The sequence below is a fragment of the Massilia sp. YIM B02769 genome (assembly GCF_030411995.1).
In the GTDB taxonomy this organism is placed as follows: Bacteria; Pseudomonadota; Gammaproteobacteria; order Burkholderiales; family Burkholderiaceae_D; genus Telluria.
Genome location: NZ_JASNRC010000001.1, coordinates 20,935 through 32,150 on the forward strand (window position 1 = coordinate 20,935; position 11,216 = coordinate 32,150).

An 11,216-nucleotide genomic window follows, 5' to 3' on the forward strand; every position below is an offset into this window, starting at 1 on the left:
GAATTCCACGGGCTTTTGCTGAAACGCGTCAGACGATTACTTCATGGTGGCCGGGGCCAGCTTCTTGGTGATGACCCACTGCTGCGCAATCGACACCAGGTTGTTGACCACCCAGTACAGGACCAGGCCCGACGGGAAGAACACGAACATGACCGAGAACGCCAGCGGCATGAACAGCATCATCTTTGCCTGCATCGGATCGGCCGGCTGCGGGTTCAGCTTGGCGGTGATGAACATCGAGATCGCGTACAGCACCGGCAGGATGAAGAACGGATCCGGCTGGGTCAGGTCGGTAATCCAGCCCACCCACGGCGCGCCGCGCATCTCGACCGAGGCCTGCAGCACGTAGTACAGCGCCAGGAAGACCGGCATCTGGATCAGGATCGGCAGGCAGCCGCCCAGCGGGTTGATCTTCTCGGACTTGTACAGCTCCATCGTGGCCTGCTGCATCTTGACCGGGTCGGCTTTGTAGCGTTCGCGGATCGCCTGCATCTTCGGCGTGACCACGCGCATCTTGGCCATGCTGCGGTAGCCGGCGGCCGACAGCGGGAAGAAGGCCAGCTTGATCAGGATGGTAAAGGCGATGATGGTCCAGCCCCAGTTGCCGAGCAGCTGGTGGATGTGGTCCATGATCCAGAACAGCGGCTTGGCGATGATCGCGAACATGCCGTAGTCCTTCACCAGCTCCAGGCCCGGGGTGATGGTTTCCAGCTTCTTCTCTTCCTGCGGGCCCGAGTACAGGCGCGCGGTGTTCGAGACGGTGGCGCCCGGCGCCACGGTGCCCAGCGACTGGGTGGTGCCGATGGCATACATGTTGGTCGCCAGCTTCTTGGTGTAGATCTCGCGCGCGGTGTTATCGGCCGGGATGAAGGCCGACACGAAGAAGTGCTGCGAAATCGCCACCCAGCCGCCGTTCGACTTGTTCGGGTGCTCGGCGCTGTTCTTCTCGATCTTCTCGAAGGTCAGCTTCTGGTACTTCTCTTCCGGGGTCCACAGGGTCGGGCCGGTGAAGCTCGGGGTGAACCACGAGTCGCCAGGCGGCTTGTTGCCGTCGTGCTGGAGCTGCAGGTAGAGCGCAGGCTGGACCGGCGCGGCCGTCAGGTTGGTCACGTCGTGGCGCACGTCGATCACGTAGTCGCCGCGCTTGAAGGTGAAGGTCTTGGTCAGCTTCACGCCGCCCTGCTCGGCTTCGAGCACGAGTTGCACCTGGCCGTTGGCGTCGACCGTGCGCACGCCTGGACGGGCGGTGAACACCGTGTTGTGGTTCGGCAGCACGCCGGCCGGGGTTGCACCGATCAGGCCGGTCTGGCCCAGGTAGGTGTTGTTGCCGGCGACGTCGAACAGGACCTGGTTCTTGGTCTTGTCGAAGTGGTCCGGGTACTGCAGCAGCTCGAGACGGCGGATCACGCCGCCCTGGGTGTCGACCTCGGCCTTGACCACGTCGGTGGTGATGGTGATGCGCTCGGCGCGCACCGGGGCTGGAGCAGCCGGCTGGCCGGGAACGGCAGGGGCGCCTGCCTGGGCCGGGGCGCCCGGCACGCCGGCGGTGCCGCCCGCATTGGTATTCGCAGGCGCCTGCGCGACCTTGGCCGGCGGCGTAGGCGAGAACATCGACTGCTTACCGTTCGACACCATCCAGTTGTTCCACAGAACGACTAGCGAGACGGCGAAGACAATCCACAGAATGGTACGTTTGTTGATTTCCATTGAGGTATTCGTCAGGAGTGGTTGCAACCGCAAGCGGCTGATGAGGAATGCTTGTGCCGCTTGGGCGGTACGGGATCCAGTCCGCCCGCGTTCCAGGGATGGCAGCGGCCGAGGCGGCGCACCGTCAGCCAGCTGCCGCGCAGCGCACCATGGGTCTGGAGCGCCTCGATGGCATAACCGGAACAGGAAGGATAGAAACGGCAGTTCTGCCCGAGCATCGGGGACAGCACGAGCCGGTAGGCACGCACGATCCAGATGAGCAGGGTTTTCATGAGGAAGATGGAGCAGCCGCTGCCGGAGGCACCGGTGCCGACTTTCTCGGACGCTGGGAAGCGAGCAGGCGCGACAGTTCCGCGTGCAGCAGGCGCTTCAGGGCACTGTTGGTGGCGGGGCCTTGCTTGGTATTCACCGGACGCGCCAGGCGCACGATGCAGTCGACCGACTGGATCCGGCTGGTGCGGAACAGCTCGCGCGTGATGCGCTTGATGGTGTTCCGGGTCACCGCGCGCGGCGCGAAGCGCTTGGCCGCAACGATGCCCAGCCGCGCATGCGGCAGCGGGCTGGGCCGGGTATAGAGCACGAAATGCGCGGATTTTTGCGTGGGCCGCAAACGAAAAACGGATGAAAATTCATCCGTTTTCAGAATGCGCCGAGCGCGCGCGAAGTCGTGCGAACCTTCGCCTGTCATGTGACCGCGGTCAGCTGGTGCGGCTGGCTTAGACAGCCAGACGCTTGCGGCCCTTGGCGCGGCGTGCGTTCAGAACCTGACGGCCACCACGGGTAGCCATACGTGCGCGGAAGCCGTGCGTGCGCTTGCGACGAACGACGGAAGGTTGGTAAGTACGTTTCATGGTGGTCTCGCTTAAAGCAAAATAGTATGCAAAATCGGGTCTGACGTCTGTTCGTCAGGAATCGGCGCCAATGACAGTTCGCTTCGTTCAGCCAGCGTCACGCCACAGCTAGTCCGTGCATTTCTCGACCATCAAACGAAGGCTGAGCAGGCGGCCGGACAGGGAACCCTGAATTAGACCCTACTTGACAACCCGCTGTCAAGGAGCCTGTTGTTTTTGACCGTGTAGATAACTTTGCTTTTATCCCCAGCCTTTCGTCAAAAACTGTGGCCTGCCTGTGGATAACCTCGCCAAAGACATGTAAAATAGCGTGTTACGTATCACTTAGCCGCACACCATGGATAACTTTTGGCAGACCGCCTCCGCGCAGCTGGAGCTCGAGCTGACGCCGCAACAATATAGCGCATGGATCAAACCGCTCGTCGTGCTCGACTACGAGGACGGCAAGCTGCGCATTGCGGCGCCGAACCGCTTCAAGCTCGACTGGGTCAAGACGCAGTTCGCCAACCGCATCACCGCCCTCGCCTGCCAGTACTGGGAAGCGCCGGTCGAAGTGCAGTTCGTGCTCGACCCGAAGAACGCGCCCAAGAAACCGGCCGAGGTGCGCCCGGCGCCGGACAGCTCGCCCATGCCGGGCGAACTGCGTCCGTCCGCGCCGGTGCACAGCATCGAGCCGCAGCCGAACCTGAACATCGCCAACTCGCCGAAGCGCGAGCAGAGCCGCATCAACCCGGACCTGACCTTCGACAGCTTCGTGACCGGTAAGGCCAACCAGCTGGCGCGCGCCGCCGCGATCCAGGTGGCGAACAACCCGGGCGTGTCGTACAACCCGCTGTTCTTCTACGGCGGCGTCGGCCTCGGTAAGACCCACTTGATCCACGCGATCGGCAACCAGGTGATGGTCGACAATCCGGGCGCCCGCATCCGCTACATCCACGCCGAGCAGTACGTGCGCGACGTCGTCACCGCCTATCAGCGCAAGGGCTTCGACGACTTCAAGCATTACTACCACTCGCTCGACATGCTCCTGATCGACGATATTCAATTCTTCGGTGGCAAGAGCCGCACGCAGGAAGAGTTCTTCTATGCCTTCGAGGCCCTGATCGCGGCCAAGAAACAGATCATCATCACCTCGGATACCTATCCGAAAGAGATCACCGGCATGGACGATCGCCTGATCTCGCGCTTCGACTCCGGCCTGACGGTGGCGATCGAGCCGCCGGAACTGGAAATGCGCGTGGCGATCTTGCTCAAGAAAGCGCAATCCGAGGGCGTGGTCCTGTCGGACGACGTGGCGTTCTTCGTGGCCAAGCACCTGCGCTCGAACGTGCGCGAACTGGAAGGCGCGCTGCGCAAGATCCTGGCCTACTCGCGTTTCCACGGCAAGGACATCACGATCGACATCGTGAAGGAAGCGCTGAAGGATCTGCTGTCGGTGCAGAACCGCCAGATCTCCGTGGAAAACATCCAGAAGACGGTGGCCGACTTCTTCAACATCAAGGTCGCCGACATGTACTCGAAGCGCCGCCCGGCCAATATTGCCCGTCCGCGCCAGATTGCCATGTACCTGGCGAAGGAACTGACGCAAAAGAGTCTGCCGGAAATCGGCGAACTGTTCGGCGGCCGCGACCACACCACCGTGCTGCACGCGGTGCGCAAGATCGCGGGCGACCGCCAGAAGAATGCCGAGTGCAATCACGAATTGCACGTGCTGGAACAGACGCTGAAGGGTTGATGGGATTGGGTTCGTCTGTGCCAATCTGGTTGAACGCGTGGGCACGGGGCGCCCACCCTACATATCAAACTGAACCGGGCAAGACACGCTCATGTGGTCTGCCTCGCATGTGAAGCACCGTAGGGTGGGCGCCCCGTGCCCACGCGTTGTGTGAAAACCGTTGGCCCATGAAACCAACGAATTTGTGTTTGCCCCACACAAACGGCAAAATAGTGCTGTAGCAACAATTTCACTGTATTAACACTTATCCGAGGATAACTATGCAACTGGTCAAAACCACCCGAGACACGCTTCTCCGGCCACTGCAGATCGTGAGCGGTATTGTCGAGCGTCGGCACACCATGCCGATTCTGGCCAATATCCTCATCCGCAAGGACGGCGAGAGCGTCTCCTTCCTGTCGACCGACACCGAAGTGCAGATCACCACGCATGCCAACATCGGTTCCGGCCCGGACGTGACCGGCACCACCGTAGCCGCACGCAAGCTGCTGGACATCCTGCGCGCGCTGCCGGAATCCGGCGACGTGACCATGACCCTGGCCAACAAGCGCCTGGCTGTGCAGAGCGGCAAGTCGCGCTTCGCGCTGCAGACCCTGGCCGCCGAGGAATTTCCGACCGTCTCGGTCGCGGAAAGCCACAACGCCTCGGTGACCCTGCCGCAAAAGACGCTGAAGCACCTGTTCAACATGGTGCACTTCGCGATGGCCCAGCAAGACATCCGCTACTACCTGAACGGCCTGCTGCTTGTGCTGGACGGTAACAAGGTGATCGCCGTGGCCACCGACGGCCACCGCCTGGCCTTCAGCCAGGTCGAAGCCGAGCAGACCTTCGAGCGCCAGGAAGTCATCATCCCGCGCAAGACCATCATCGAACTGCAGCGCCTGCTGGAAGAAAGCGACGAGACCGTCCAGCTGGACATCGCCGCCTCGCAGGTGAAACTCACCTTCGCCGACATCGAGCTGGTGTCGAAACTGGTTGAGGGCAAGTTCCCTGACTACACCCGCGTGATCCCGAAGGGCTACAAGAACGACTTCACGATCAGCCGCGACGAACTGCTGCGCTCGCTGCAGCGCGCCGCGATCATGACCAGCGACAAGTTCAAGGGCGTGCGCTGCATCATCACCCCGGGCAGCATGAAGATCAGCTCGACCAACGCCGACCAGGAAGAAGCGGTGGAAGAACTGGAAATCGACTACGGCGGCGACGCCATCGACATCGGTTTCAACGTCACCTACCTGCTCGACGTGCTGAACAATTTGAAGTGCGACCAGGTGAACATCGCCCTGGGCGATTCGAATTCGTCGGCCCTGATCTCGATTCCCGACAATGGCGACTTCAAGTACGTCGTCATGCCGATGCGTATCTGATTCAACGCATCCGGGCCGCGCCTTGTTTTATCTGGGTCGCGGCCCGAACTGAGCAGTCTGAATACACAGTTTTTAGAGAAAGCAGTCCATGTCCGAGAACACTAACGAAATGCCGCAATCGCCGATGCAGTCGGACGACTATGGCGCCGCCTCGATTCAAATTCTGGAAGGCCTGGAAGCAGTCCGCAAGCGTCCGGGCATGTACATCGGCGATACCTCGGACGGGACCGGCCTGCACCACCTGGTGTTCGAAGTGCTGGATAACTCGATCGACGAATCGCTGGCCGGCTACTGCACCGAAATCCACGTCACGATCCACTCGGACAATTCGATCTCGATCGCCGACAACGGCCGCGGTATCCCGACCGGCGTCAAGATGGACGACAAGCACGAGCCGAAGCGCTCGGCCACCGAGATCGCCCTGACCGAACTGCACGCCGGCGGCAAGTTCAACCAGAACTCGTACAAGGTCTCCGGCGGCCTGCACGGCGTGGGCGTGTCGTGCGTGAACGCGCTGTCGAAGCTGCTGCGCGTGACCGTGCGCCAAAAAGGCAAGGTCCACCAGATGGAATTCGTGCGCGGCGTGCCGCAGAACCGCGAAATCGAGATCGTCGACGGCGTGGAAGTCTCCCCGATCAAGGTGATCGGCGAAACCGACAAGCGCGGCACCGAAGTGCATTTCTGGGCCGACGAGGAAATCTTCACCACCGTCGAGTACCACTACGAGATCCTGAGCAAGCGTATCCGCGAACTCTCGTTCCTGAACAACGGCGTCAACATCAAGCTGAGCGACCACCGCACCGGCAAGGAAGAAATCTTCGCCTTCGAAGGTGGCACCCGCGGCTTTGTGGAATACATCAACAAGGCCAAGGCCGTGCTGCACCCGACCGTGTTCCAGGCCACCGGCGACCGCATGTCCGACCAGGGCACGAATATCGCGGTGGACGTGTCGATGCAGTGGAACGACTCGTACAACGAGCAGGTGCTCTGCTTCACCAACAACATCCCGCAGCGCGACGGCGGCACCCACCTGACCGGCTTGCGTGCGGCGATGACGCGCGTGATCAACAAGTACATCGACGAGAACGACTTCGCCAAGAAGGCGAAAGTGGAAATCTCGGGCGACGACATGCGCGAAGGCCTGACCTGCGTGCTGTCCGTCAAGGTGCCGGAGCCGAAGTTCTCGTCGCAGACCAAAGATAAACTCGTGTCGTCGGAAGTGCGCGGCCCGGTCGAGGAAATCGTGGCGAAGACGCTGACCGACTTCCTCAACGAAAAGCCGAACGACGCCAAGATCATCTGCGGCAAGATCGTGGAAGCCGCCCGTGCGCGCGAAGCGGCGCGCAAGGCGCGCGACCTGACCCGCCGCAAGGGCGTGATGGACGGCCTGGGCCTGTCGTCGAAGCTGGCCGACTGCCAGGAACGCGACCCGGCGCTGGCCGAGCTGTACATCGTCGAGGGTGACTCGGCAGGCGGCTCCGCCAAGCAGGGCCGCGACCGCAAGTTCCAGGCGATCCTGCCGCTGCGCGGCAAGGTGCTGAACGTGGAAAAGGCGCGCTTCGAGAAGATGCTGTCGTCGGAGCAGATCACCACCCTGATCGCCACCCTCGGCACCTCGATCGGCCCGGACGAATTCAACGTCGACAAGCTGCGCTACCACCGCATCATCATCATGACCGACGCGGACGTCGACGGCGCCCACATCCGCACCCTGCTGCTGACGCTGTTCTACCGCCAGATGCCGCAGCTGGTCGAACGTGGCCACATCTATATTGCCCAGCCGCCGCTGTACAAGGTCAAGGCAGGTCGCGACGAGCGCTACCTGAAGGACGACGTCGAGGAAGCCAGCTACATGATGATGGTAGCGCTGAACAGCGCGTCGCTGCTGCCGCGCGAAGGCGCCGACCCGATCACCGGCGAAGCGCTGTCGGAACTGGTGCGCCAGTACAACCTGGCGAACGCCATCATGATGCGCCTGACCCGCGTGATTGACCGCGCCGCGCTGACCGCCATCATGAGCGGCGTAACGCTGGACATGATGACGCTGGAAGCGGCCACCGCATCGGCCCAGGCACTGGAAGCGGCCATCAACGACCCGGCCGTACGCGTGGTCGTGCGTTCGGATGAGCTGAGCGAAAAGCACGCGCTGCGCATCGAGCGCATGCGCCACGGTAACGTGAATGTGACGTCGATCGATGCCGACTTTGTTGTCAGCAACGACTACGCCGTGCTGGCCAATGCAGCCGCCACCTTCCAGGGCCTGATGGGCGAAGGCGCCATCGTGCGCCGCGGTGAAGGCGAGAAGATGAAGGAGTTTGCGGTGCGCGAGTTCCATGAAGCGATGATCTGGCTGCGCGAGGAAGCGGAGCGTGGGGTGTCGAAGCAGCGTTACAAGGGTCTGGGTGAGATGAATCCGGAGCAGCTGTGGGAGACGACCATGGATCCGACCGTGCGTCGCTTGTTGAAGGTGCAGATCGAGGACGCGATTGCGGCGGATCAGATCTTTACGACGCTGATGGGGGATGAGGTGGAGCCTCGTCGTAATTTCATTGAGTCGAATGCGCTGCAGGCGGGGAATATTGATGTTTGATGGTAAACGTCAGCTGCAATTGATGTGCTAGAACCCTACAAAGGGCCAGCCTATGGGCTGGCCCTTTGCTTTTACCAGCGCCCTTTTGACATAGCAAGCGCTATCAAATAGAAAACTCCCGCCCACAGTAAGACTACGGCGAAAGCACAGCAAGTGCTATACACATAGGTCCGTTTTCGGTAGGAATCGCTCTTAAACATTGGCAAGGTAAAGACGAGCGGAGCACAGACGATGCATACCCCTAAAAGAACAATTAGCGCTTCAGGCGCTTGCATGAAGATGATAAGCGGTGTGAGATGCCAGATGAGAAATGGAAAAACAAGCAACCAGGCTAACCGGTGAAGCAAGTTTCGACTTAATCTCATCGCTTCCTCACACATATACGTTTAATTTTTTTTCAATGAACACCGTCGTGTAGTTGATGAAACAAGACGCTCAGTAGTATCGAAAAGCTTAGTACAGAATGCCTGCTTATCTTTGCATTTGCTCATAGTCAGCCCTAACTACACGATGTGTGTATCGAATGTGTAACTCACAGCACTAGTTTGTTCAATTTCTATTTGACATCTTTGTGCTTGCCAACTCTACAATGTAGGCGCCACTTGAAGCTGGCCCAACAATGAAAGAGCTGCCGTGAACGTCGCTTACTTACTTGCCAATACTCTTCAGCCGACCCAACAGCAATCTGCAAAAAACTACTGGTGGGTCAATCAAAACCAAACCTATGCGGAAGAGATCGCCGGAAGCTTTCTCTGGTCTCCTAAGCTAAAGGCGAATGGTCACCAAAACCAGTTTTACAACTTCATGAAAGAGGTGCAGCCGGGTGACGTCATCTTCTCGTACTGCGCCACGCGCATCAAAGCCATCGGAATCGCTACCGGTCCTGCAGAAAGTGCACCTAAACCCGATTTTGGGCAAGCAGGTGGTAACTGGTCCGATGATGGTTGGCTTGTTCCTGTTGACTACACAGAGCTGATCAATACCATTCGTCCAAAAGATCACATCGACATTCTTCGCTCGCTCCTCCCCTCAAAGTACTCACCTCTACAGACGAATGGAGATGGGCTGCAATCGGTCTATCTCGCACACGTACCGACGCAAATGGCTGAGCTGCTGATTGATCTCATCGGTAAAGAATACGTCGCAGTGTTGGAACGTGCGAATGACTTGCAGTACAAAGCTGAGTGCGATGTGCTTGAGGAAGGGATCGTTGGACGAACCGATATTGGCGTCACGATGAAAGAGCAACTCGTGAAGTCGCGCCGAGGCCAAGGCCTCTTCAAAATCAATGTCCGTCGGAACGAAAAGGCCTGTCGCGTTACTGGCGTAACGGACCCTCGCAATCTACGTGCAAGCCATATCAAGCCGTGGAAAGACTGCTCAGATACAGAGAAGCTCAACGGTTGTAACGGCTTCATGTTGGCGCCGCACGTTGATCACTTATTCGACCGAGGCTTCATCTCTTTCGCCGATAACGGTGACCTGATTATCTCTCCGACATTGGACCGCTCTATCCTGCAGCGATGGGGTATTCCCGATGTGCTGAACATTGGCTCGGTGAAGAGCCAAGCTCCCTTTCTTGCCTACCACCGCGCCCACGTACTGAGAAAGTAAGTTCGATCCCAGTTGATGCTCGTGCTAGGCACACGTGCGTGCCCTACATCTTTTCTTTTAACGCCAACGTGCCAACTGCAACGGTTTTGCCATGGAAGACAAACAAACGCCCCAGCGGGCGCTCTACCCAACGGTGAAAAAACACGCCGACAACCATACTAGTCGCCCAGGCCATTGCTACCCCAAGGGCTTGCCATGCAGGTTGAAGATTGATGAAGCGAGCGAAGACTGCATTCATCACCAGGCAGATTGGGAAGTGAACCAAGAACACCGAGTACGAGACATTACCGGCAAATCGCAGGAATGACGTGCCAACTGAACGGGACGCGAACAGTGAAGCGCGTCCAAACATACAGAGCAGGCATGCCACCACCAAAGCCAGCGCAATACGCACTCGGAAGTCGACTGCCAGCGCAGCCAAGGCAGGAATAAGCAGCATGCCAAGCAAAATCGTGACAGCTCGCGAGGACCGCTGGGTATCGCTGGCCCACCAGGCCAAGACGCCTAGCCCATAGCTGCCAAAGAAGTAAAACGCCGAGATATCCCAGTCCGCGTCACGGTTGAAAACGAACAGTGAACTGCTCACTGCCGCCATGACAACGACAGGCATCAACCAGCTCTTCAAGCGGCTAAACGCGACTCGACCACAAGACCAAAGCAGCACAGTCATCAAGGCATAGAGCTGAAAGTCAATCGCCACATACCAGGCTCCCGCAGACAATGCTTCGTAGCCGAGCACATCATGTAGCAGGAGGGCGTGTGCGCTTAGCTGAGCAAAACTTGGGGGCGCAGAAATCGACGGGTGTGTCATCCACATGCTTGCTAGTGCAGATGCACCGATCGCGAGCAGCATGGCGACCAAAAACGGCGGCGCTAGTTTGACGTAACGTCGATAGATCGTTTGGAAAGGATGAGCCATGCCAGGCAAGCCGCGAGGCGAAAGCGACTTCGCAGCCAGGAACCCGCCGATCACTAGGAACACCTGCACCGCAATCCGCGCATCGTCTGCCAGAAAATCAAACACCCCCGGCGCCAACACCCGCGCATGATCCGCCATCGGCCCATAGAACGCCAGATGATGCAGCACGATCAGCTGCGCTGCCACGGCCTTCAATAGATTAATCAGTACATACTGTTTATCCTGCGCCCCAGCCGAACCGGGCGCCACCGCTACTGTTCCACTCATCGCAACCTCACCTGCTTACCTTCAACAAATCCGCTCGACATAACCCAAGCAAGAATGCTGTCGATACTGCCGGCCGGCCTGCATCATAGCCGAGCTTGCAACTTTGTGTCGTCGCCCAGCTGAGCTTGCAATACAGTTGCCCTAAAGTGAAAGTTGCTCGCTATTG

General features: G+C 59.3%; 9 protein-coding genes. 4 read left to right on the top strand and 5 right to left on the bottom strand.

Going from position 1 to position 11,216, the window contains the following annotated elements; translation table 11 throughout:
• Positions 1 to 36: 36 nt before the first annotated feature.
• From yidC to rpmH, 4 genes are read right to left on the bottom strand one after another with little or no spacing between them, the layout of a single operon-like run.
• A complete protein-coding gene (gene yidC / locus QPK31_RS00115) occupies positions 37 to 1,707 on the bottom strand; it encodes a membrane protein insertase YidC (RefSeq protein WP_290420920.1) in 1,671 nt (556 codons plus the stop codon).
• An 11-nt stretch (positions 1,708 to 1,718) separates the two neighbouring features.
• Positions 1,719 to 1,979: a membrane protein insertion efficiency factor YidD gene (gene yidD / locus QPK31_RS00120; protein WP_290420921.1), complete on the bottom strand. Its 261-nt coding sequence runs from the start codon at positions 1,977 to 1,979 to the stop codon at positions 1,719 to 1,721.
• Positions 1,976 to 2,395, bottom strand: coding sequence for a ribonuclease P protein component (rnpA, locus tag QPK31_RS00125; RefSeq protein WP_290420922.1), 420 nt, complete (start codon positions 2,393 to 2,395; stop codon positions 1,976 to 1,978). The genes yidD and rnpA overlap by 4 nt, the downstream gene beginning before the upstream one ends.
• Before the next feature lie 28 nt (positions 2,396 to 2,423).
• Complete coding sequence (gene rpmH / locus QPK31_RS00130; RefSeq protein ID WP_040378179.1) at positions 2,424 to 2,558, bottom strand: 50S ribosomal protein L34; 135 nt, start codon at positions 2,556 to 2,558, stop codon at positions 2,424 to 2,426.
• A gap of 337 nt (positions 2,559 to 2,895) precedes the next feature.
• Between rpmH and dnaA the strand changes: the two genes are divergently transcribed.
• From dnaA to QPK31_RS26195, 4 genes are all read left to right on the top strand, one after another.
• The gene (gene dnaA, locus QPK31_RS00135) at positions 2,896 to 4,293 is read left to right on the top strand and encodes a chromosomal replication initiator protein DnaA (RefSeq protein ID WP_290420923.1); all 1,398 of its coding nucleotides are present in this window, start codon (positions 2,896 to 2,898) and stop codon (positions 4,291 to 4,293) included.
• Between the two features lie 260 nt (positions 4,294 to 4,553).
• On the top strand, positions 4,554 to 5,660 hold the full coding sequence (gene dnaN, locus QPK31_RS00140) for a DNA polymerase III subunit beta (RefSeq protein ID WP_229439883.1): 1,107 nt from the start codon (positions 4,554 to 4,556) through the stop codon (positions 5,658 to 5,660).
• An 88-nt stretch (positions 5,661 to 5,748) separates the two neighbouring features.
• Positions 5,749 to 8,250 carry a DNA topoisomerase (ATP-hydrolyzing) subunit B gene (gyrB, locus tag QPK31_RS00145; RefSeq protein ID WP_290420924.1) on the top strand — a complete coding sequence of 834 codons (2,502 nt, stop codon included), beginning with the start codon at positions 5,749 to 5,751 and terminating at the stop codon, positions 8,248 to 8,250.
• Between the two features lie 633 nt (positions 8,251 to 8,883).
• Entirely contained in the window at positions 8,884 to 9,864 is a 981-nt protein-coding gene (locus QPK31_RS26195; RefSeq protein ID WP_290420925.1) for an HNH endonuclease signature motif containing protein, read from the top strand.
• A gap of 43 nt (positions 9,865 to 9,907) precedes the next feature.
• Here QPK31_RS26195 and QPK31_RS00155 read toward each other — a convergent pair whose 3' ends face one another.
• On the bottom strand, positions 9,908 to 11,050 hold the full coding sequence (locus tag QPK31_RS00155; RefSeq protein ID WP_290420926.1) for an acyltransferase: 1,143 nt from the start codon (positions 11,048 to 11,050) through the stop codon (positions 9,908 to 9,910).
• Positions 11,051 to 11,216 lie beyond the last annotated feature (166 nt).

Coding starts and splice junctions, on each gene's coding strand:
- yidC (WP_290420920.1), bottom strand. CDS start 1,707: ATGGAAATCAACAAACGTACCATTCTGTGGATTGTCTTCGCCGTCTCG.
- yidD (WP_290420921.1), bottom strand. CDS start 1,979: ATGAAAACCCTGCTCATCTGGATCGTGCGTGCCTACCGGCTCGTGCTG.
- rnpA (WP_290420922.1), bottom strand. CDS start 2,395: ATGACAGGCGAAGGTTCGCACGACTTCGCGCGCGCTCGGCGCATTCTG.
- rpmH (WP_040378179.1), bottom strand. CDS start 2,558: ATGAAACGTACTTACCAACCTTCCGTCGTTCGTCGCAAGCGCACGCAC.
- dnaA (WP_290420923.1), top strand. CDS start 2,896: ATGGATAACTTTTGGCAGACCGCCTCCGCGCAGCTGGAGCTCGAGCTG.
- dnaN (WP_229439883.1), top strand. CDS start 4,554: ATGCAACTGGTCAAAACCACCCGAGACACGCTTCTCCGGCCACTGCAG.
- gyrB (WP_290420924.1), top strand. CDS start 5,749: ATGTCCGAGAACACTAACGAAATGCCGCAATCGCCGATGCAGTCGGAC.
- QPK31_RS00155 (WP_290420926.1), bottom strand. CDS start 11,050: ATGAGTGGAACAGTAGCGGTGGCGCCCGGTTCGGCTGGGGCGCAGGAT.